The 22,101-nt window shown below is 45.4% G+C and carries 22 protein-coding genes and 1 tRNA gene; 22 read left to right on the top strand and 1 reads right to left on the bottom strand.

Annotated features, from left to right (window positions below; translation table 11 throughout):
• The first annotated feature begins 15 nt into the window (after nucleotides 1-15).
• The 20 genes from FD963_RS05980 to FD963_RS05885 all read left to right on the top strand — a co-directional run bounded on the left by FD963_RS05980 (nucleotide 16) and on the right by FD963_RS05885 (nucleotide 18,216).
• A complete protein-coding gene (locus FD963_RS05980) occupies nucleotides 16-1,014 on the top strand; it encodes an NAD(P)H-quinone oxidoreductase (protein WP_215361067.1) in 999 nt (332 codons plus the stop codon).
• Between the two features lie 18 nt (nucleotides 1,015-1,032).
• On the top strand, nucleotides 1,033-1,791 hold the full coding sequence (tpiA, locus tag FD963_RS05975; RefSeq protein ID WP_215361066.1) for a triose-phosphate isomerase: 759 nt from the start codon (nucleotides 1,033-1,035) through the stop codon (nucleotides 1,789-1,791).
• A 22-nt stretch (nucleotides 1,792-1,813) separates the two neighbouring features.
• Nucleotides 1,814-2,158, top strand: coding sequence for a preprotein translocase subunit SecG (gene secG, locus FD963_RS05970; protein WP_215361065.1), 345 nt, complete (start codon nucleotides 1,814-1,816; stop codon nucleotides 2,156-2,158).
• Nucleotides 2,159-2,244: 86 nt separating this feature from the next.
• Nucleotides 2,245-2,329 (top strand) — tRNA-Leu (locus FD963_RS05965).
• Nucleotides 2,330-2,438: 109 nt separating this feature from the next.
• Complete coding sequence (locus FD963_RS05960) at nucleotides 2,439-2,798, top strand: NADH-quinone oxidoreductase subunit A (RefSeq protein WP_012357790.1); 360 nt, start codon at nucleotides 2,439-2,441, stop codon at nucleotides 2,796-2,798.
• A gap of 5 nt (nucleotides 2,799-2,803) precedes the next feature.
• On the top strand, nucleotides 2,804-3,286 hold the full coding sequence (locus FD963_RS05955) for an NADH-quinone oxidoreductase subunit B family protein (protein ID WP_011902891.1): 483 nt from the start codon (nucleotides 2,804-2,806) through the stop codon (nucleotides 3,284-3,286).
• A 3-nt stretch (nucleotides 3,287-3,289) separates the two neighbouring features.
• The gene (locus FD963_RS05950) at nucleotides 3,290-3,889 is read left to right on the top strand and encodes an NADH-quinone oxidoreductase subunit C (RefSeq protein ID WP_215361064.1); all 600 of its coding nucleotides are present in this window, start codon (nucleotides 3,290-3,292) and stop codon (nucleotides 3,887-3,889) included.
• 3 nt (nucleotides 3,890-3,892) lie between these two features.
• Complete coding sequence (locus FD963_RS05945) at nucleotides 3,893-5,146, top strand: NADH-quinone oxidoreductase subunit D (RefSeq protein ID WP_215361063.1); 1,254 nt, start codon at nucleotides 3,893-3,895, stop codon at nucleotides 5,144-5,146.
• Nucleotides 5,147-5,169: 23 nt separating this feature from the next.
• Nucleotides 5,170-5,676: an NADH-quinone oxidoreductase subunit NuoE gene (nuoE, locus tag FD963_RS05940; RefSeq protein WP_072582488.1), complete on the top strand. Its 507-nt coding sequence runs from the start codon at nucleotides 5,170-5,172 to the stop codon at nucleotides 5,674-5,676.
• Nucleotides 5,673-6,971: an NADH-quinone oxidoreductase subunit NuoF gene (gene nuoF, locus FD963_RS05935; protein WP_215361062.1), complete on the top strand. Its 1,299-nt coding sequence runs from the start codon at nucleotides 5,673-5,675 to the stop codon at nucleotides 6,969-6,971. Before nuoE ends, nuoF begins: the two co-directional genes overlap by 4 nt.
• A gap of 32 nt (nucleotides 6,972-7,003) precedes the next feature.
• Nucleotides 7,004-9,319: an NADH-quinone oxidoreductase subunit NuoG gene (gene nuoG / locus FD963_RS05930; protein WP_215361061.1), complete on the top strand. Its 2,316-nt coding sequence runs from the start codon at nucleotides 7,004-7,006 to the stop codon at nucleotides 9,317-9,319.
• An 8-nt stretch (nucleotides 9,320-9,327) separates the two neighbouring features.
• Complete coding sequence (gene nuoH, locus FD963_RS05925) at nucleotides 9,328-10,401, top strand: NADH-quinone oxidoreductase subunit NuoH (RefSeq protein ID WP_072582485.1); 1,074 nt, start codon at nucleotides 9,328-9,330, stop codon at nucleotides 10,399-10,401.
• A gap of 11 nt (nucleotides 10,402-10,412) precedes the next feature.
• On the top strand, nucleotides 10,413-10,904 hold the full coding sequence (gene nuoI, locus FD963_RS05920; protein WP_215319862.1) for an NADH-quinone oxidoreductase subunit NuoI: 492 nt from the start codon (nucleotides 10,413-10,415) through the stop codon (nucleotides 10,902-10,904).
• 20 nt (nucleotides 10,905-10,924) lie between these two features.
• On the top strand, nucleotides 10,925-11,572 hold the full coding sequence (locus FD963_RS05915) for an NADH-quinone oxidoreductase subunit J (RefSeq protein ID WP_215361060.1): 648 nt from the start codon (nucleotides 10,925-10,927) through the stop codon (nucleotides 11,570-11,572).
• Nucleotides 11,569-11,877, top strand: a complete 309-nt coding sequence (gene nuoK, locus FD963_RS05910) for an NADH-quinone oxidoreductase subunit NuoK (RefSeq protein ID WP_072582482.1) — start codon at nucleotides 11,569-11,571, stop codon at nucleotides 11,875-11,877. Before FD963_RS05915 ends, nuoK begins: the two co-directional genes overlap by 4 nt.
• 2 nt (nucleotides 11,878-11,879) lie before the next feature.
• Nucleotides 11,880-13,940 carry an NADH-quinone oxidoreductase subunit L gene (gene nuoL / locus FD963_RS05905; protein WP_215361059.1) on the top strand — a complete coding sequence of 687 codons (2,061 nt, stop codon included), beginning with the start codon at nucleotides 11,880-11,882 and terminating at the stop codon, nucleotides 13,938-13,940.
• A gap of 24 nt (nucleotides 13,941-13,964) precedes the next feature.
• The gene (locus tag FD963_RS05900) at nucleotides 13,965-15,431 is read left to right on the top strand and encodes an NADH-quinone oxidoreductase subunit M (protein WP_215361058.1); all 1,467 of its coding nucleotides are present in this window, start codon (nucleotides 13,965-13,967) and stop codon (nucleotides 15,429-15,431) included.
• A gap of 10 nt (nucleotides 15,432-15,441) precedes the next feature.
• Nucleotides 15,442-16,941 (top strand): NADH-quinone oxidoreductase subunit NuoN, encoded by a 1,500-nt coding sequence (gene nuoN, locus FD963_RS05895; RefSeq protein WP_215361056.1) that lies wholly within the window; start codon nucleotides 15,442-15,444, stop codon nucleotides 16,939-16,941.
• 124 nt (nucleotides 16,942-17,065) lie between these two features.
• Nucleotides 17,066-17,665 carry an NUDIX domain-containing protein gene (locus tag FD963_RS05890; protein ID WP_215361054.1) on the top strand — a complete coding sequence of 200 codons (600 nt, stop codon included), beginning with the start codon at nucleotides 17,066-17,068 and terminating at the stop codon, nucleotides 17,663-17,665.
• A 65-nt stretch (nucleotides 17,666-17,730) separates the two neighbouring features.
• Entirely contained in the window at nucleotides 17,731-18,216 is a 486-nt protein-coding gene (locus FD963_RS05885) for a DUF1178 family protein (RefSeq protein ID WP_215361052.1), read from the top strand.
• Nucleotides 18,217-18,285: 69 nt separating this feature from the next.
• Here the strand turns inward: FD963_RS05885 and FD963_RS05880 are convergent, their stop codons facing one another.
• Nucleotides 18,286-19,806 carry a CoA-acylating methylmalonate-semialdehyde dehydrogenase gene (locus FD963_RS05880; protein ID WP_215361051.1) on the bottom strand — a complete coding sequence of 507 codons (1,521 nt, stop codon included), beginning with the start codon at nucleotides 19,804-19,806 and terminating at the stop codon, nucleotides 18,286-18,288.
• Nucleotides 19,807-19,968: 162 nt separating this feature from the next.
• Between FD963_RS05880 and FD963_RS05875 the strand changes: the two genes are divergently transcribed.
• Both FD963_RS05875 and FD963_RS05870 read left to right on the top strand, forming a co-directional pair.
• The gene (locus tag FD963_RS05875) at nucleotides 19,969-21,090 is read left to right on the top strand and encodes an NADH:flavin oxidoreductase/NADH oxidase (RefSeq protein WP_215361050.1); all 1,122 of its coding nucleotides are present in this window, start codon (nucleotides 19,969-19,971) and stop codon (nucleotides 21,088-21,090) included.
• 96 nt (nucleotides 21,091-21,186) lie between these two features.
• On the top strand, nucleotides 21,187-22,095 hold the full coding sequence (locus tag FD963_RS05870; RefSeq protein WP_371818500.1) for a Bug family tripartite tricarboxylate transporter substrate binding protein: 909 nt from the start codon (nucleotides 21,187-21,189) through the stop codon (nucleotides 22,093-22,095).
• Nucleotides 22,096-22,101 lie beyond the last annotated feature (6 nt).

Below are 22,101 nucleotides of genomic sequence, written 5' to 3'. Positions count from 1 at the left end.
CGAGCGGGAATCTCTATGCGCGTAATTGAAATCAAAGAATTTGGTGCCCCAGAAATGCTGGTGCCAACTACTCGCCCTGATCCAGTAGCTCCCGCTGCTGGGACTGGCGAAATTCTGATCAAAGTTCTTGCAGCTGGAATTAATCGACCTGACGTTTTACAACGAAAGGGCCATTACCCTGTTCCAGCTGGCGCATCTGATATTCCTGGTCTTGAAGTTGCTGGTGAAATCGTCGGCGGTGATTTAGCTCACGCTGATAATGTATTTGGCTTAAAGGTAGGCGATAAAGTTTGTGCTCTCGTTCAAGGCGGTGGTTATGCTGATTTATGCACTGCACCTGTCGCGCAGTGCTTACCTTATCCAAAGGGATTTACCGACCAAGAAGCCGCAGCCTTACCTGAAACGTTTTACACCGTATGGAGCAATGTCTTCATGCGGGGTCAATTAGCCGAAGGTGAAACATTATTGGTTCAAGGTGGGTCCAGTGGTATCGGTGTGACCGCAATTTTGATCGCTAAAGCCTTAGGCCATAAAGTATTTGTTACGGCTGGTACTGACGAGAAGTGTGCTGCATGCGTGGCATTGGGTGCTGATCTCGCCATCAACTACAAGACGCAAGACTTTGTAGAAGAAGTGAAAAAGGCCACTGATGACAAAGGTGTGAACGTCATCCTTGATATGGTGACTGGCGCTTATGTTCAAAAAGAAATTGATTGCTTAGCTGATGATGGACGCATCGTGATTATTGCCATCCAGGGCGGATCAAAGGCAGAGGTAAGTACTAATCAAATTTTGCGTCGTCGCCTAACGATTACTGGCTCAACATTACGTCCACGCCCAGTTTCATTCAAGAAGCAAATTACTAAACAGCTTTTTGATAATGTTTGGCCTTTACTTAATGCAGGGAAGCTGAAGCCTGTCATCTATAAAACGTTTACGCTAGATCAAGCGGCAGATGCTCATGCATTGATGGAGTCATCTGAGCACGTTGGCAAAATTGTTTTAACCGTATAGATATATTCATTACCCCCTATGCGACCACTCATCGTTATCGGCAACTGGAAAATGAATGGCAGTCTTGCAACTAATCAAGACTGGGTCAAAGCTGTTGCCCGTGGCATGGAGAGTGGAATGCCATCGGGACGTAAATATGCGGTCTGTCCGCCATTCCCCTACTTATCCCAATGTGCTCACTTAATTAAAGAGCATTCATCAGCCTTTTTAAATCTGGGCGCACAGGATGTTTCTGCCCATAGTTCTGGCGCTTATACCGGTGAAGTTGCTGCATGCATGCTCAAAGAGCTTGGCTGTACTTATGTCATTGTTGGTCACTCTGAGCGTCGTCAAATGCACCAAGAGGTCGATGAGGCCGTAGCTGCAAAAGCTCTTGAGGTATTAGACAATGGCATGACTCCGGTAATTTGTGTTGGTGAGACTGCTGATGAAAGAAATTCAGGCAGGGCGGAAGAGATTGTGTGTGCTCAGGTTGCAAGGCAGGTGGGTGTTTTACAAGACCGCCTCGCTGACTGCTTAATCGCTTATGAGCCCGTATGGGCGATTGGCACAGGTAAGGTTGCCAGCGCCCAAGTTGCACAAGATATGCATCGCGCTATTCGCTTGCAATTGGCTGAATTTAATGAGGATGTTGCGTCTCACGTTGGGATTTTGTACGGCGGCAGTGTCAAGCCTGATAATGCTGTTGAATTATTTGCCATGCCAGATATTGATGGTGGATTGGTTGGGGGAGCATCGTTGAGTCCCCAAGACTTTCTAGCCATTTGTCAGGCATAGATTTTTTATTTGGAGATAAGCTGTGGAATGGTTTAAGACTTTATTGATCGTATTGCAGGTAATTTCAGCTTTGGCTGTCATTTTATTAGTGCTATTGCAGCAAGGTAAAGGTGCTGATATGGGCGCAGCCTTCGGCTCGGGCTCTTCTGGCAGCCTTTTTGGCGCTAGCGGATCTGCTAATTTCCTGTCTCACGCAACCGCTGTTTTTGCGGCAGTTTTCTTTCTTTGCACCTTAGGGATTACTTGGATTGGAAATAAGAAGGAAGTAAGTCCTGGAGTCCTCTCGGGGACTGTAGCCCCGGCCGCAACGCCATCAGCCCCAGTAGCGCCAATACAGGACCCAAGTAAACCAGCGGTTCCTAAGTAATACAGTAGGCTTTTACAGATTTACTAGCCCAAATTTTGGGGTAGTGCACTTGTGCAATGCAGTAGAATTGATGAGTTTTGCAAGATGCCGACGTGGTGAAATTGGTAGACACGCTATCTTGAGGGGGTAGTGGCTTAGGCTGTGCGAGTTCGAGTCTCGCCGTCGGCACCAATAAGGGATATTGATAAGCGATTTTTGCTCTAAATCAATGTCTTATGTAGTGGAATAAGTAATAATTTGTTGTTTTTAAGAATTACCAGACAAACGAATCAGGGCTATTTTGAATCTCGCTAATTACTTTCCTGTTCTGCTTTTTATCCTCGTAGGTATTGGGGTCGGATTGGTCCCCATGTTCCTCGGAAAAATCTTGGCTCCCTCAAAGCCTGACGCTGAAAAACTCTCTCCCTATGAGTGCGGTTTTGAAGCCTTTGAAGATGCGCGCATGAAGTTTGACGTGCGTTACTACTTAATCGCCATTCTCTTCATTCTGTTTGACTTAGAAACTGCGTTCCTATTCCCATGGGGTGTAGCGCTACGTGATATTGGATGGCTTGGCTACGCCTCTATGGTGATTTTCCTATTGGAATTCATTGTAGGATTTGTATATATCTGGAAAAAGGGCGCTCTCGACTGGGAGTGATAGATATGGCATTAGAAGGCGTACTTAAAGAAGGTTTTGTAACCACCACTGCGGACCAGTTAATTAACTGGACACGTAATGGCTCCTTATGGCCCATGACCTTTGGGCTAGCTTGTTGTGCGGTGGAGATGATGCATGCGGGTGCTTCCCGTTATGACCTTGATCGATTTGGCGTCGTATTCCGTCCATCTCCACGTCAATCAGATTTGATGATTGTTGCGGGTACTTTATGTAACAAGATGGCCCCCGCCTTGCGCAAGGTTTACGACCAAATGCCAGAACCGCGTTGGGTAATTTCCATGGGTTCTTGTGCCAATGGTGGTGGCTACTACCATAATTCATATTCAGTAGTACGCGGTTGTGACCGCATTGTTCCAGTTGATATTTATGTTCCTGGTTGTCCTCCAACTGCAGAGGCGTTGATCTACGGAATTATTCAGCTGCAATCTAAGATTGCTCGTACGAGCACGATTGCTCGGAAGGCTTAAGTCATGTCAGATCGTTTAATTCAACTAGCGGCTAACTTGGAAAAAGTTTTAGGTAAGCGCGCTAAATCCATTGAGATTGCGCTAGGTGAAGTCACTTTAGTTGTTAATGCAGATACATATTTTGAATCTGCAATGTTGTTACGTGATGATCCTTCGCTTGCTTTTGAGCAATTGATTGATCTGTGTGGTGTGGACTATCAAGATTTCCGTGATGGTGCATGGGGTGGTCAGCGTTTTGCTGCTGTAACACACCTCCTGTCTTTGGCTCATAACTGGCGTTTGCGTGTTCGAGTATTCGCTCCTGATGACTCCTATCCAGTTGTTGCCTCACTGACGCCAGTTTGGGCTGCGGCCAATTGGTTTGAGCGCGAAGCTTTCGATCTCTACGGCATCCTGTTTGACGGTCACGAGGACTTGCGTCGCATTCTGACTGACTATGGCTTTATTGGTCACCCATTTAGAAAAGATTTCCCGATCAGCGGTAATGTTGAAATGCGTTACGACCCAGAGTTAAAACGTGTTGTCTATCAACCGGTCACGATTGAGGCACGAGAAATTACTCCACGCATTGTTCGTGAAGAGCAGTACGGAGGTCCGGTTTAAGTCATGGCACAAATTAAGAACTACACCCTCAATTTCGGTCCTCAGCATCCTGCAGCACATGGCGTATTACGTCTAGTGCTTGAGCTTGATGGTGAAGTGATCCAACGCGCTGACCCGCATATCGGTTTATTGCATCGCGCGACAGAAAAATTAGCTGAAACACGTACTTGGATTCAAAACGTTCCCTACATGGATCGTTTGGATTACGTGTCCATGATGTCCAATGAGCATGCCTATGTCATGGCCATTGAAAAATTACTGCAAGTTGATGTTCCATTGCGGGCTCAATATATCCGCGTAATGTATGACGAGCTCACTCGTTTGCTAAATCACTTGCTTTGGATTGGTTGTCATGGTCTGGACGTTGGTGCGATGGCTGTCTTCTTGTACGCTTTCCGTGACCGCGAAGATATCTTTGATATGTATGAGGCGGTATCTGGTGCACGTATGCATGCTGCTTACTATCGTCCAGGTGGCGTTTATCGTGACTTGCCTGATCAAATGGCTCAGTACACTAAGAACAAGATTCGCAGTACATCCACCATTAAGCGTTTGAATGAAAACCGTAGTGGCACATTATTGGACTTCATTGAACAATTTACAAATGGATTTGATGCCAATGTGGATGAGTATTGCAACCTCTTAACTGATAACCGTATTTGGAAGCAACGTTTAGTGAACATCGGTATCGTGACTCCAGAGCGTGCATTGCAGCTCGGCTTCACTGGTCCGATGCTACGTGGTTCAGGTATCGAGTGGGATTTGCGTAAGAAACAACCATATGAAGTCTATGACCGTTTAGATTTTGATATTCCAGTTGGCGTGAATGGCGATTCTTATGATCGTTATTTGGTTCGCATGGAAGAAATGCGTCAATCTAATCGCATCATCAAACAGTGCGTAGCTTGGTTAAAGGCTAATCCAGGTCCTGTGATGAGCGACAACCATAAGGTTTCCCCACCAAAGCGCGTGGATATGAAAACCAATATGGAAGAGTTGATTCACCATTTCAAATTATTTACTGAAGGCATTCACGTTCCAGACGGCGAGGCTTACTCAGCCGTTGAGCATCCTAAGGGTGAATTTGGTATTTACCTGATTTCTGATGGCGCGAATAAACCATATCGCATGAAGATTCGTGCGCCAGGATTTGTGCACTTGTCGGCAATGGACGAGATGTCACGTGGCCACATGTTGGCTGATGCAGTAACCATTATTGGTACCCAAGATATTGTGTTCGGGGAGATTGACCGCTAATAAGGCGTGCCAAGGAATATTTAATGACTACGACTCTGCAACTATCTGATAAAACACTGGCTGATATTCATCGCAATATCGCTAAGTATCCTGCTGAGCACAAGCAATCTGCTGTGATGGCTTGTTTGATTGCTGCTCAAACTGAGGTGGGTTGGGTTTCTCCTGAAGTGATTGAAACGGTTGCCCAGATTTTAGAAATGCCAAGCATTGCTGTAGATGAAGTGGCTACTTTCTACAACATGTACAACACTAAGAAAATTGGTAAATACAAATTGGTGATCTGCACTAATTTGCCATGCCAATTAACTCATGGTGAAACCGCAGCAACATATCTCAAAGAGACTTTAGGTATTGGCTACAACGAAACTACCCCATGTGGAACTTTTACCTTGAAAGAGGGAGAGTGTATGGGCGCCTGTGGTGATTCACCAGTGATGTTAGTGAATGACAAGCGGATGTGTAGTTTTATGAGCAAAGAAAAGATTGATGCTTTATTGAGTGAGTTACGTGCAGAAGGGAAAGCAGCATGACCAGCTTGCACGATCGCCATATCAAACCTTTAATCCTCGCTGGATTAAATGGAGATAACTGGCGTTTAAAGGATTACGAAAGTCGTGGTGGTTATCAACAACTACGTCGTTTAATTAACGACAAAGTATCTCCCGATGCCATCATTGCTGAATTAAAAGCTTCTTCATTACGTGGTCGCGGAGGTGCAGGCTTCCCAACAGGTTTGAAGTGGAGCTTTATGCCTCGTCAATTCCCGGGACAAAAATATTTAGTTTGTAATAGCGATGAAGGTGAACCCGGTACTTTTAAAGACCGTGACATCATGCGCTATAACCCACACGCTTTGATCGAAGGCATGATCATTGGCGCCTACACAATGGGTATTACAGTTGGTTACAACTACATCCACGGTGAAATCTGGGATGTGTATTCACGCTTCGAAGAGGCTTTGGAAGAAGCGCGAGCAGCCGGCTACTTGGGCGATAAAATTTTAGGAAGTGATTTCTCCTTCCAATTGCACGCATCCCCAGGATGGGGTGCTTATATTTGTGGTGAAGAAACGGCCTTGCTTGAATCTCTAGAAGGTAAAAAAGGACAGCCACGCTTTAAGCCACCATTCCCTGCAAGCTTTGGTTTGTATGGCAAACCAACCACGATTAACAATACAGAAACATTTGCCGCTGTGCCATTCATTTTGGCCATTGGCGGTCCAGCCTATTTAGAGCTTGGAAAACCCAATAATGGCGGAACCAAAATATTCTCGGTATCAGGCGACGTAGTTCATCCAGGCAACTATGAAATTCCGTTGGGAACTCCATTTGCAGAGCTCTTAAAGCTTGCTGGCGGTATGCGTGATGGCAAAGCTTTGAAGGCTGTGATTCCTGGGGGATCTTCTGCGCCAGTTGTTCCTGGCTCGCAAATGATGGATCTGACGATGGATTACGACAGTATTGCAAAAGCAGGATCTATGTTGGGTTCTGGTGCAGTGATCGTGATGAACGAGACCCGCTGTATGGTCCGCGCTTTAGAGCGTTTGTCTTACTTCTACCATGAAGAATCTTGTGGTCAATGCACCCCATGTCGTGAAGGTACTGGTTGGTTATGGCGCATTGTTCATCGCATTGAACATGGTGAAGGGCGTCCAGAGGACTTGGATTTGCTAAATGACGTAGCTGCCAATATTCAAGGTCGTACGATTTGCGCTTTAGGTGATGCAGCAGCAATGCCGGTACGTGGCATGTTGAAACATTACATGGATGAATTTGCGTATCACGTAGAACATAAGCGCTGCTTAGATTCTGCACAACCTTTATAAAGATTTAGAGCACGGGATATCTAAAAGTGAGCATGGTAGAAATCGAATTAGATGGTAAGACTGTAGAAGTTCCGCAAGGTTCGATGGTGATGCACGCCGCGAACAAGCTCGGCACCTACGTTCCTCACTTCTGCTATCACAAAAAGTTATCGATTGCCGCTAACTGCCGCATGTGTTTGGTTGAAGTAGAAAAGGCTCCTAAACCTCTTCCCGCTTGTGCTACACCAGTAACTCAAGGCATGAAGGTGTTTACGCATTCTGCCAAAGCCGTAGAAGCCCAGCGTTCTGTCATGGAATTCTTGCTCATTAACCATCCATTAGATTGCCCAATCTGTGATCAAGGCGGTGAGTGCCAATTACAGGATTTAGCTGTTGGTTACGGAAAATCTAATTCACGCTATGACGAAGAGAAGCGTGTTGTCTTCCATAAGAATGTTGGCCCATTGATCTCCATGCAAGAGATGACGCGTTGCATCCATTGCACTCGTTGCGTACGCTTCGGCCAAGAAGTTGCCGGTGTTATGGAGCTGGGTATGGTCAACCGTGGTGAGCATTCTGAGATCACCACCTTCGTTGGTCAGACGGTAGATTCAGAGTTGTCTGGAAACATGATTGATTTGTGTCCAGTTGGCGCTCTAACCAGCAAGCCATTCCGTTATGCAGCTCGTACATGGGAACTTGGACGTAAACGTTCAGTTAGTCCGCACGATAGCTTAGGTGCCAACACTACAGTTCAGACTAAAGCTAATAAAGTCATGCGTGTAGTTGCTCTAGAAAATGAAGCCATTAATGAATGCTGGATTAGCGATCGTGATCGCTTCTCTTATGAAGGTTTAAATAGTGCTGACCGTGTAACCACACCGATGGTGAAGCAGGGTGGTGAGTGGTTAGATACAGATTGGCAGTCAGCTTTGGATTATGTTGCCCATTCTCTGAAAACAATCTCAGCAGAAAGTGGTCCCGAGTCCATTGGCGCTTTAGCTCACCCAATATCCTCCACTGAGGAATTGCACCTCTTGCAAAAGTTGGTACGTGGCCTTGGCTCCAATCAAATGGAAACTCGATTGCGCCAAACTGATGTAAAAGCTGCAGCATCAGCACCATGGTTGGGTATGTCAATCGCCAAGATCAATGAATTGGATCGTGTATTAGTTATTGGTAGTTTCTTACGCAAAGACCAGCCTGTATTGGCTGCTCGTATTCGTACTGCCAGCAAACGCGCCTTGCAAGTATTACGTATTGATGCGGGTGGTGATGACTGGTTGATTTCAAGTAGCGGTATTTCTGCAGCTCCAAGTGCATGGTTGAATGCATTGAGTGAGGTTGCACTTGCTGTTGCAAAAGCAAAGTCAGTAACAGCGCCAGTAGGCACATTTAATTTAACTATTTCTCCTGCGGCGCAGAAGATTGCCGATAGCTTGCTTTCCGGCGAGTCAAAAGCTGTATTGCTTGGCTCTGCTGCTATTGCGCATCACCATGCTTCAGACTTGCACGTTATGGCGCAATTTATTGCTGATCAGACTAGTGCTACTTTAGGCTTCTTGCCAGTTGGTGGCAATGCAGTTGGCGCATCTTTAGTGAATGCTAACGGCGTAGGTGTTGAGTCAGTCTTATCTGGCGAACGTCGCGCAGTGATCTTGATGAATATCGAGCCAGATTCAGATTTGCCAAACCCAGCAGCTGCTCGTGCAGCTTTGGCAAAGGCTAATACCGTTATTGCTTTGAGCGCCTATAAAAGTGCTGACTTGATGGAGGTAGCTGATGTCATTCTGCCTACTTCAGTGTTCTCAGAGACAGTCTCAACCTTTGTGAATTTAGAGGGAAGAGTTCAAACAGTACAGCCTTCAGTAAAACCTTTAGGTGATTCACGTTCAGCATGGAAAGTATTGCGCGTATTAGGTGGGCTCTTAGGTTTAGATGGTTTCTTGTTTAACGCTCCCGAGGAAGTTCTTGGAGAAGCATTGGATGATGGTTATTGCAATCGCCTAAATAACAAAACTACAAGCTCTTCAATTGCTAATGGAAATTTAGCACCTTTCAATGGTTTCGAGCGTTTGGCTGATGTCAATATTTATGCTGGCGACCAAATCGTGCGTCGTTCTTCTGCTTTGCAGTTAACGCGTGATGCTAAGCGTGGCAATCAGGTAGGCTTAAATAAAATTACTTTCGCTGAATTGGGTCTCAAAGAGGGTGATGCAGTGCGCGTTACCCAAGACTCTCATTCAGTTGATATGCCGGCAACATTAGAAGTTAATTTAGCGCCTGGAGCTGTCAGAATTTCTGCTGGCACCATGGCTAGTGCCAAATTGGGGTCGATGTTTGGTCCAGTAACTATTAGTAAGGCATAAGGGACGAGATGGATAATTTCTTGAACCTCATAACTACTCAAGGCGAGGCTATTTTTGGCTCATTGTGGCCCTTGGTTTGGGCATTGATTCGTATTGTGATCATCGTATTGCCGATGTTTGGTTGCGTTGCCTATCTAACCCTTTGGGAAAGAAAGTTGATTGGCTGGATGCATATTCGTCTTGGCCCAAATCGCGTAGGTCCACTGGGTTTATTGCAGCCAATTGCTGACGCATTAAAGCTCTTGATGAAGGAGATCATTGCACCTGCTCAAGCTAGTAAGGTTTTGTACTTTATTGCACCAATCATGGTGATCATGCCTGCATTTGCTGCTTGGGCGGTGATTCCATTTCAAGCAAAGATGGTTTTAGCTGATGTAAACGCAGGCTTGCTGTACATCATGGCTATTTCCTCTATTGGTGTTTATGGGGTCATCTTGGCTGGTTGGTCTTCTAACTCTAAATATCCATTCCTCGGTGCAATGCGCGCATCAGCCCAAATGATCTCCTATGAGATTGCAATGGGTTTTGCATTGGTAACCGTCTTGCTTACCTCGGGTTCATTAAATTTAAGTGCCATTGTTACTTCACAAGAGCAGGGTTACTTTGCCAGCATGGGCCTTAATTTCCTCTCGTGGAATTGGTTACCTTTATTACCAATGTTCTTGATTTACTTTATCTCTGGCGTTGCTGAAACAAACCGCCATCCATTTGACGTGGTTGAGGGTGAATCTGAGATCGTAGCTGGACACATGGTTGAGTATTCAGGCATGTCTTTTGCCATGTTCTTCTTGGCTGAATATGCCAACATGATTTTGATTGCAGCTGTTGCATCCATCATGTTCTTAGGCGGTTGGTTGCCGATTGTTGACTTGCCAATCTTGCGAGATATTCCAGGGTTCTTCTGGTTATTTGGTAAAACATTCTTCCTCTTATCCTGCGTTATTTGGTTACGCGCTACATTACCGCGCTATCGTTATGACCAAATTATGCGTTTGGGTTGGAAAATATTTATTCCCATCTCAGTATTTTGGGTGGTTGTTATCGGCGCGTGGGTTGTCTCTCCATGGAATATTTGGAAATAAGTTGATAAATCATGTTTAAGAAAATTTCCCAATTCCTCGATAGCTTGATGCTAAGAGACATCTTGGTCGGTATGTCTATTACTGGTCGCTATCTCTTCAAGCCAAAAATTACCGTTCAATACCCAGAAGAGAAGACGCCGTTATCCAGTCGCTTCCGTGGTTTGCACGCACTTCGTCGCTATGAAAATGGTGAAGAGCGCTGTATTGGCTGCAAGTTATGTGAAGCAGTTTGTCCGGCTTATGCCATCACCATTGAAACTGCTGAGCGTGATGATGGCACTCGTCGTACCAGCCGTTACGACATTGACCTGACTAAATGTATTTTTTGTGGTTTCTGTGAAGAGGCTTGCCCAGTAGACGCCATTGTTGAAACAAATATTTTTGAATATTTCGGCGATAAGCGCGGCGATTTGTATTTCACTAAAGACATGCTTTTAGCTGTTGGTGATAAGTATGAAAAAGATATCGCCGCTAACCGTGCAGCCGATGCACCTTACCGTTAATCGAATCGAGCTTAACTAATATGACATTCGATCCTTCTACTTTATTTGCCATGTTCTTTTATGGCTTTGCAGGTTTATTGGTAATTTCTGCACTGCGTGTTATTACTGCCCGCAATCCGGTTCATGCGGCACTGTTCTTGGTGTTGGCATTCTTTTGTGCATCTGGTCTTTGGATGCTGCTTAAGGCTGAATTCTTGAGCTTGGCTCTGATTTTGGTCTATGTTGGCGCGGTGATGGTCTTGTTCCTCTTCGTGGTGATGATGCTGGACTTAGATATTGAGCATTTACGTCGCGATTTTAAAAAGTTTCTGCCAGTTGCCTTCTTAATGGGTGCCGTTATCGTTCTTGAGCTATCAATTGTGATTATTCGAAGCTTCATTGGGACCAACGCGCCAGTCCAGCCAATGCCAGAAGAGATGATGGCAAACAATACCCAAGCTTTGGGGATGTTGATCTTTGTTGATTATGTATACGCCTTCGAAGTAGCCGGCGTGATTTTGTTGGTGGCGATTATTGCCGCTGTAGCGTTGACATTACGCAATCGCAAAGACTCTAAATCACAGAATATTCACGAGCAAGTCAATGTCGTTGCGGCAGATCGAATGCGCATTGTGAAGATGGGTTCAGATATGGCTGCAAAGCAAGACGTAAGAGGGGGGAAGAAATGAATATCACTCTCGCTCATTATTTAGTGCTTGGTGCGATTTTGTTCGCAACCAGCGTCATTGGAATTTTCCTGAACAGAAAGAATGTCATCGTTTTGCTAATGGCAATTGAGTTGATGCTCCTCTCGGTGAACATGAACTTTGTAGCCTTCTCCCACTACTTGGGTGATATGGCTGGTCAAGTATTCGTATTCTTTATTTTGACTGTGGCAGCTGCTGAGGCGGCTATCGGCTTGGCAATCTTGGTTGTGCTCTTCCGTAAGGTTGACACGATTAATGCTGATGATCTTGACCACCTAAAAGGCTAGTCATGCAATTGACCTTAAACATTCCTGTACTTTGCGCTATTCCTTTGGCGCCTTTAGTCGGCTCTATCATCGCTGGTTTCTTTGGTACGAAATTAGGCGGCAATCGCATTGGTCATGGCGCCAGTCAATTTGTGACTATTTTGGGCGTAACCATTGCATTCGTACTTTCCTGCAATGTATTGGTTCAAGTGATGGATGGCTTCTATTTCAATGGAACTGTTTACCATTGGATGCAATTAGGCGAACTCAATTTAGATATTGGCTTCCTGATTGACCCTTTAACGGCAACCATGATGTGCGTAGTGACCTTTGTGTCATTGATGGTTCACATCTACACCATTGGCTATATGCACGGTGAAGAAGGTTACAACCGCTTCTTCTCCTATATTTCTTTATTCACCTTTGCTATGTTGATGTTGGTGATGAGTAATAACTTATTGCAACTCTTCTTTGGCTGGGAAGCTGTGGGTGTGGTTTCTTATTTGTTGATTGGCTTTTACTTTGAGCGCCAGTCTGCAGTGTTTGCCAATATGAAGGCTTTTTTAGTTAACCGCGTTGGTGACTTTGGTTTCATCTTGGGTATTGGCATCCTGTTGGCTAGCACCGGCTCGATGCAATATGACGTGATCTTCTCTCAGAACTCTGCTTTAGCGGCCCAGACTTTGCCTGGCACTAGCTGGAGTTTAATGACAGTTGCTTGTATCTGTTTATTCATTGGCGCAATGGGTAAATCAGCCCAATTCCCGTTGCATGTGTGGCTACCTGATTCCATGGAAGGCCCTACACCAATCTCTGCATTGATTCACGCTGCAACCATGGTTACCGCTGGTATTTTCATGGTGTCACGCATGTCACCATTATTTGAGCTTTCAGATGTAGCTCTGAGCTTTATTTTGGTGATTGGTTCAATTACAGCGCTCTTTATGGGCTTCCTCGGTATTGTGCAAAACGATATTAAGCGGGTCGTTGCTTATTCGACTTTGTCTCAGTTGGGTTACATGACGATTGCATTGGGTGTTTCTGCGTACCCAGTTGCCATCTTCCATTTGATGACACACGCTTTCTTTAAAGCATTGTTATTCCTTGCTGCAGGTAGCGTGATTCTTGGTATGCATCACGAACAAGACATGCGCAAGATGGGCGGTCTCTGGAAATACATGCCAATTACTTGCTTGATGATGTTGTTGGGTAATTTAGCTCTGGTCGGTACCCCATTCTTCTCAGGCTTCTATTCAAAAGACTCCATTATTGAGGCGGTAGCTGCAAGTCATATTCCTGGTTCGGGATTTGCCTACTTTGCAGTTATGGCTAGCGTATTCGTAACGGCTCTGTATTCATTCCGCTTGTATTTCTACGTATTCCACGGCAAAGCACGCTGGGGTCATGAGGATTCACATGCCCACGACCATCATCACGATCATGCTGAGCAGGGTGATGATCATGCGCATCATGGTTTAGCTCCAGGTCAAAAGCCTCATGAATCACCATTCGTTGTAACTTTGCCATTGATTCTTTTGGCAATTCCATCCGTGATTATTGGTTTCTACACAATCTCACCGCTGCTGTTCGGAACTTTTTTTGGTGACTCCATATTTATTGACCTAGCACGACATCCTGTGATGAAGGAGTTGGAGGATGAGTTCCATGGCCCGGTTGCAATGGCAATTCATGCATTCACATCTCCCGTGTTGTTGCTGGTAGTGCTTGGCGTGTTAACGGCTGCGATAGGTTATCTCTGGGCTCCTAAGCTACCAGCAAAAGTTGCTGAAACATTTGCACCAATTAAAAAATTATTTGATAACAAGTATTACCTCGATGAGATCAACCAAGCTGTGTTTGCTAAAGGCCTTATTTGGATTGGCAGCTTCTTATGGCATCGCGGCGATCAAAAGATCATCGATGGTTTCTTTGTTAATGGCAGTGCGCATGCAGTAGGGCGCTTTGCCGGAGTAATTCGTCATTTGCAATCCGGTTATCTCTACCACTATGCCTTCGCAATGATTGCGGGTCTAGCAGTATTGTTAGCTTGGGTTTTGTATGCTTACCTGCCTTTTGTTCGCTAGGCCTTTGTTACTTAAGTAGCCACTATGATTCTTTCTTACGCCATTTGGACCCCGATTGTCTTTGGACTCATTATTCTGTTTTATGGGTCTGAAAGATCAACTGCTGGTGTGCGCTGGTTGACCCTGATCGGAGCTGTACTTAGCTTCATTGCAACGCTTCCATTGTTGATTAATTTTGATATCGCTAATTCTGGAATGCAGTTCGTTGAAAAGGTCAGTTGGATTCCGCGTTACGACATTAACTATTACCTAGGCATTGATGGCATTTCTGTTTGGTTCATTGTTCTAACTGCGTTCATCAATATCATTGTGGTGATTGCAGCATGGGAGGTGATTCAAACCAAGGTATCGCAATACATGGCTTCGTTCATGATCCTGTCTGGACTAATGATCGGCGTATTTTGCGCTCTTGATGCTTTGCTTTTCTATGTATTCTTTGAAGCGACATTAATTCCGATGTACATCATCATTGGTGTATGGGGTGGTCATAATCGTATTTATGCGGCATTTAAGTTCTTCTTGTATACCTTGCTTGGCTCTTTGCTAACTTTGATTGCCATGCTGTACCTGTACAACGTGACCAATACATTCGATATTCTGGCTTGGCAAAATGCCCGACTAGATATTGTTGAGCAGATCCTATTGTTTGCAGCATTCTTTATGGCATTTGCTGTCAAGGTTCCAATGTGGCCATTACATACTTGGCTACCAGATGTCCACGTTGAAGCGCCAACAGGTGGCTCAGTGGTCTTGGCTGCGATTATGTTGAAATTAGGTGCATATGGCTTCCTGCGCTTCTCTTTGCCAATCGCGCCAGATGCAAGCCAGTACTTAGGCCCATTTGTTATCTTCTTATCTTTGGTTGCTGTGATCTATGTAGGTGCAGTTGCTCTTGTTCAAAAAGACATGAAAAAACTGGTTGCCTATTCTTCAGTGGCTCACATGGGCTTTGTAACCCTAGGCTTCTTCCTCTTTAGTCCGCTGGGTATTGAGGGCGGTATTGTGCAGATGATTTCACACGGCTTTGTTGCCGGTGCGATGTTCTTGTCCATTGGCGTGCTTTATGACCGCATGCACACTCGTCAGATTGCTGATTACGGTGGCGTAGTGCATCGTATGCCTGCATTTACTGCATTTGCCGTATTAATGGCGATGGCCAACTGTGGTTTGCCTGCTACCTCTGGGTTTGTTGGTGAATTCATGGTGATTTTGGCTGCTGTTGACTATGACTTTGTCATCGGCATACTGGCTGCTACAGCTTTGATCTTAGGCGCCGCTTATTCCCTGTGGATGGTGAAGCGTGTATTTTTCGGTACCGTTAACAATGCCCACGTTGAAGAGTTGAGGGATTTGAACTGTCGTGAATATTTCTTGATGGCAGTTTTATCTATCTGTGTAATTGGTATGGGCGTCTATCCAAAACCGTTTACCGACATCATTCATCCAGCTGTAATTAATCTGTTGCAGCATGTTGCTGTTAGCAAACTCTGAGTAAGTACAAATGCAAGCATTCGACCTTTACGCCATCCTGCCGGAACTTGTTTTACTCGTAGCAACCTGTTTGTTATTGGTTGCTAGCGTTTATGTTCGCGAAAGAGTGTCATCTACCCCTGGTATTGAGCAAGACATCTTCCATACTCCGCGAGGAGTTGGCTTTGTGTACTTTTTCTCATTGATCTTATTGGTGTATCTCATTTTTGCTTTTATTGGCCGCATGGGAGACCCAGCGCTAGTGGCAATGAATGGTCTATTTCAGTCTGACCCATTTTCTAACTTGCTCAAGGCATGTTCTTGCATCGCTGTTTTGGTGAGCTTAATTTATTCCAAGCAATATTTGATGGATCGCGCCTTGTTCCGTCCGGACTTTATTGTCTTAGCTTTGCTTGCTTTGCTTGGCCAGTTTGTGTTGATCTCAGGCGCAAATCTATTGACTCTATATCTTGGCTTGGAATTAATGGCTTTGCCTACATACGCTTTGGTAGCTATGCGCCACAGCAGCGAAAAAAGTGTTGAGGCTGGCATTAAGTACTTTATTTTGGGAGCATTGGCATCAGGCTTTCTGCTCTACGGCATGTCTATGCTTTACGGTGTAACGGGATCATTAGATCTGATCGAGATCTTTAAAGCCGTTGCTGATCCACGTGTAAATCACCTGGTGATGGCTTTTGGTTTGGTATTTATTGTTGCTGGCTTGGCCTTTAAGTTGGGAGTGGTGCCATTTCACATGTGGGTACCAGACGTCTATCAAGGTGCGCCAACTGCTGTGACTTTGATGATTGCTGCGGCTCCAAAATTAGCCGCATTTGCGTTGTTATTCCGATTGTTGGTAAATACCTTGTTGCCTTTGCTAGGCGACTGGCAGCCAATGCTAGTCTTACTCGCAGTTCTATCGCTAGTTGTTGGTAACGTGACTGCGATTGCGCAAACCAATATCAAGCGTATGCTGGCTTACTCTGCGATTGCGCAAATGGGCTTTGTGCTCTTGGGCATGCTGTCTGTTTTTGATGACCATGCGTTTAGTGCGGCGATGTTCTACGCCATTACGTATGTGTTGACAACGCTTGGCACCTTCGGCTTGTTGATGGCTTTGTCGCGCAAGGGTTATGACTGCGAAACCTTGAATGGCTTAAAAGGCCTTAATAAGAAGCATCCGTGGTTTGCTTTTATTGGTCTAGTAATGATGTTCTCCTTGGCCGGTATTCCGCCTACCGTTGGTTTTGCGTCTAAGTTAGGTGTTTTGGAAGCCTTGGTTGATGCTGAGCATACATTCTTGGCTGTAATTGCGGTGATCGCCTCTTTGATTGGTGCTTTCTACTACCTCAGAGTAGTTAAGGTAATGTACTTTGATGAGCCTGAGCATGAAATTACAATTTCTGGTTCAGGCTTCGCCAAAGGGCTCTTGAGTCTTAATAGCATTTTGGTTTTAGTTATCGGCATTGTTCCTGCAGGCCTCATGAGTCTTTGTTTGGATGCAATGCGTCGCACCTTGCTGGGATCGTAATCCGAATGGATGTCTTGCTAAAGGCTCCGTAAGGGGCCTTTATTATTTCAGTTGCCATCAAAATGACATTGAATTTAGTTAAGCTGATTTAATCATCTACAGACGGAATACATACTAAGACACTATGACTGAAAAATCATTTCAAGATCTGCCGGCTGGTGATAAACATTTACGTGAAGAGCCTCTATCTGGCGAAGATATTTACGGCGGCATCTTCTTAAACATGAAACGGGATAAAGTCTCATTGCCCGATGGTAAAGAGGCGATACGCGAATATTTAACGCACCCTGGCGCGGTAGCCATTCTTGCAATCTTGGATGATAGTCGTGTATTGCTTGAGCGCCAGTATCGTTATCCGATTGCAAAAGCCTGCATTGAAATTCCTGCGGGAAAGTTAGACCCCAAGGAGAATCATCTAGTTTGTGCGCAGCGAGAGCTTGAAGAAGAAACTGGGTATACGGCAAAAAAATGGAGTTTCATTCGTCGTATTCATCCTGTGATTTCGTATTCAACAGAGTTTATAGATATCTATCTGGCAGAGGAATTGATTCCCGGTAAAAGCCATCTAGATGATGAAGAGTTTTTGGACGTATTTGCTGCCCCGTTGGAGCAATTGATTGCTTGGGTTGAGGATGGCGAGATTACGGATGTCAAAACCACGATAGCCACCTATTGGCTTGATCGCTATCGTAGGGGCTTAGTAAAACCGCATCTAATCGAATAGGCGGCATTCAAACCCGATTAAAATGGGGGTATTGAATTTACTATTTTTGCCCTTATATACATTTAATGAAAGTTTATAACTTAGCCTGCCCCCTAGACCATCGCTTTGAAGGATGGTTTGCTTCAGAGGAAGATTGCCTTGCTCAGCAGGATAAGGGGATGCTTGCCTGTCCAGTATGTGACAGCACGCAAATCACCCGTATGCCATCAGCTCCACATATTGGTAAATCAAGCTCTACTGAGTTAGCTTTACCTAAGGCTGAACCTGAAAGTTTGAGTGGGGGTGTTGTTGCTCTGACTGGTAGTGACCATTCTCATCTCGAGGCTCAAGTACAGGCCGCCTTTTTGAAAGGTATGCGTGAGCTAATGGGTCGCTCTGAGGATGTTGGCAATTCCTTTGCTGATGAGGCTAGAAAGATTCACTACAAGGAATCTCCCGAGAGAAGTATTCGTGGCCAAACAACCTTGGATGAGGCTGAGGCCTTAAGGGAAGAGGGTATTGATGTACTCTCGATGCCAATGATTCCAGCCCTTAAAAACACACTCCAGTAAATCTTTACTTCATCCCGGCAAATAAAAAAGCGATCCGAAGATCGCTTTTTTGCTAATGACTTCCTGATATTACTTAGAGGTAGGCATTACAAACTCCGCCCCTTTAGCAATACTCTCAGGCCAGCGTTGCATCACGCTCTTTTGCTTGGTATAGAAACGTACACCTTCTTTGCCGTATGCATGCATATCGCCAAAGATGGATTTTTTCCAACCACCGAAGCCATGCCAGGCCATTGGTACTGGAATAGGTACGTTAATGCCAACCATACCCACTTGTACGCGACGAGCAAATTCACGCGCAATATTGCCATCGCTTGTGAAGCAGGCTACACCATTGCCAAATTCGCAAGAGTTAACCAAGTTAAGTGCGTCCGTAAAGTTAGCGACACGCAAGCAAGATAAAACTGGTCCAAAGATTTCTTCTAAGTAAATCTTCATATCTGGGGTAACGTTATCAAACAATGTACCGCCGATAAAGAATCCATTTTCGTTGCCAGGAACTTTGAATCCGCGGCCATCAACAAGGAGTTTTGCGCCAGAAGCTACGCCAGCATCAATGTAGCCAGTAATGCGCTCAAGAGCTGCTTTAGTAACGATTGGACCCATTTCAGCATCAAGTTCCATACCGTTTTTAACTTTTAGCGTCTTGGTGCGCTCGATCAGCTTTGGCATGATCTTCTCTGCAACATCACCAACCAATACCGCTACAGAAATCGCCATGCAGCGCTCACCAGCAGAGCCGTAAGCTGCGCCAACCAAGGCATCAATTGCTTTATCAATATCAGCGTCAGGCATGATAACCATATGGTTCTTCGCACCGCCTAATGCTTGGGAGCGCTTGCCAAAGTGAGAGCAACGCTCATAGATGTAATTGGCGATTGGGGTGGAGCCCACAAAACTAACCGCTTTAACATCTGGATTTTCGATTAGGGCATCCACTGCTTCTTTGTCGCCTTGAACAACGTTGAATACACCATCAGGTAGGCCAGCCTCCTTGAGGAGCTTAGCCATAAATAATGAAGCGGAAGGGTCTGTGGGGCTAGGTTTGAGGATAAAGCTGTTACCGCAAGCAATCGCAACAGGGAACATCCACATTGGCACCATGACTGGGAAATTAAATGGGGTGATGCCAGCAACCACACCTAAAGGCTGACGCATAACCCAGTTATCGATACCGGTCGATACTTGCTCGGTGTAGTCGCCTTTGAGCAGCTCGGGAATGCCAGTAGCAAATTCCACAATCTCAATACCACGCGTCACTTCACCTTGAGCATCGGTAAACACCTTGCCATGTTCTGCTGTAATGATGGCTGCCAGCTCATCGCGATGAGCGTTTAACAATTCAAGATACTTGAACATGATGCGTGCACGGCGCAATGGGGAGGTTTGACTCCATGACACAAAGGCTGTTTGCGCATTGGCTACTACTTCATCAACCTCTTTGCGACTAGCAAGCGCAACGCGGCGCGCTACAGTTCCTTTGGTTGGGTTGTAAACATCGGCAAAGCGTCCATCTTTAGGGTTAACTACGTTGCCGCCAACAAAGTGGCCAATATCTTCATTTGATTCAAAGGCTTGAGGTGCGTTCATAATCTCTTTTTGTGAGTACTTTTCAGGTTTTTGGTAAAAAAGTCGCTTGGCCAAATAGCCTGCACGACTTCGCTGTCTCGTTTATTCTGCTTTTTAAGTATTCTATCGCTTTACAGCAATTTTCGTATTTTTGACCTATTTTTGGGCATTTCAAGGTATTTTATGAGTCTTTTATTTTCGAGCTATACCCTCACTTCCCCGCAGGGACCTTTAAAGCTAGCAAATCGCATTGTGGTTGCCCCTATGTGCCAGTATTCAGCCAATAACGGAGAGGCAACTGACTGGCACCTCATGCACTGGGGTAATTTGCTAAACAGCGGCGCAGCGCTCTTCATTATTGAGGCTACCGGAGTAAGTCCGGAGGCTCGAATTACGCCTGCATGTCTGGGACTTTGGGATGATCGCACTGAATCGGCCTTGAAAGACAAGTTAAGTCGTGCGCGTGGATTGGCTCCTGCGGTCCCTGTTTTTATTCAGCTAGCCCATGCAGGACGCAAAGCTTCCAGCGCAACCCCTTGGGACGGCGGACAATTGCTTTCAACGAATCAAGGTGGATGGGAAACCTTGGCTCCTTCAGCAATCCCTCAGCTAGATGGAGAGCGCTTACCGCATGAATTGAGTAAGGCTGAATTAAAAAAGCTGATCGATGATTTTGTGGGGTCTGCAAAGCGTGCTGCGCGAATTGGAATTGATGGGATTGAACTCCATGGCGCCCATGGTTACTTGTTGCACCAATTTTTATCTCCTATCGCAAACCAGCGCACAGATGAATACGGCGGCTCATTTGAAAATCGTATTCGCTTTCCATTAGAGCTCTTTGCTGCCGTAAGAGCGGCATATCAAGGTGTGCTTGGCATACGTATTTCGGCTAGCGATTGGATGGAGGGTGGCTGGACTCCGGAAGAAACGGCGAATTTTGCAAAACAACTTAAACCCTTGGGTTGTGATTTTGTGCACATTTCTTCTGGTGGGATTTCGCCGAAACAAAAGATTGCGATAGGTCCAAACTACCAAGTCCCTTTTGCAAAGATCGTTAAAGATCAATCTGGTTTGCCAACCATGACTGTTGGACTCATTACCGAGCCCCAGCAAGCCGAAGACATTTTGCAAGCGGGTGATGCGGATCTCATAGCTTTAGCAAGAGCATTCCTATACAAGCCACGTTGGGGCTGGGAAGCTGCAGCAGCTCTGGGTGGCACAGTTACCGCAAATGAACGTTATTGGCGCTGCTTACCTAGAGAAGCCCAGGCTGTATTTGGTGATGTAAAAGTAGGGCAGCGATAAGTACTCAAAAATCATACGTTGGAGACAGTAATGAAAAAATATTCAGTGATGCGCAGTGCGCTTGTAATTTTGGGGTTTGGGATTTCATGTCTAGTTATGGCTGAATCTTTTCCGGATCGTCCAATTACTTTGGTAGTACCTAATCCACCAGGCGGGCTTGTTGATACTTCGGCACGTCTATTAAGTGAGCCGTTGACTCGCGTGATCGGTCAACCAGTGATTGTCGATAATAAACCTGGGGCAAGTGGTAATACCGCCTATCAGTATGTTGCCAAAGCAAAGCCAGATGGTTATACCTTATTGATTTCCTATTCGGGTTATCACGTTGGTAATCCTGCTTTATTCGATAAGCTCCCTTGGGACCCCATTAAAGATTTCTCTCCAATTGCCTTGCTAACGGTTTCTACCAATGTCATTGCAGTGCACCCTTCAGTTCCAGTCAATAATTTGAAGGAATTCATTGCTTATGCAAAGGCTAATCCAGGTAAATTAAATTACGCTTCACAAGGCAATGGTTCTGTGTCGCATATTGGTACAGAGATCTTTAAGCAAACTACCGGCGTGGATATGGTGCATGTTCCATATAAGGGATCTGGTCCAGCTATTCAGGATGTTTTGGCTGGGCAGGTGCAGGTATTTATTAGTACGCCACCCTCAGTCATGCAACACGTCCAGAGTGGAAAACTCAAAGGACTTGCTGTCACCGGTAAAAATCGTCACCCTGGTATGCCAAACGTACCAACCACCGCTGAGGCTGGTCTACCATCATTTCAATTGGAGTCATGGGTTGCGCTCTATGCGCCTGCGGGAACGCCTGCACCAGTAGTGACTAAGCTCACCAATTCTGTAAAGCAGAGTTTGGCGCTGCCTGAAATTAAAGATCGTGCTGATGCTGCTGGCGTTGAACTTCGTTACCTGGGGCCAAACCAAACAGATGCACTAGTTAAGAAAGAGATACCTTTCTGGGCTAAAGCAATTAAAGCGGCAAACATTACCCTTGATTAAGAGCTT

This window comes from Polynucleobacter sp. JS-JIR-II-50, assembly GCF_018687895.1.
Classification (GTDB): domain Bacteria; phylum Pseudomonadota; class Gammaproteobacteria; order Burkholderiales; family Burkholderiaceae; genus Polynucleobacter.
The sequence above is the reverse complement of the archived record's forward strand: the minus strand, read 5'-3'. Positions and strand labels throughout refer to the sequence as shown.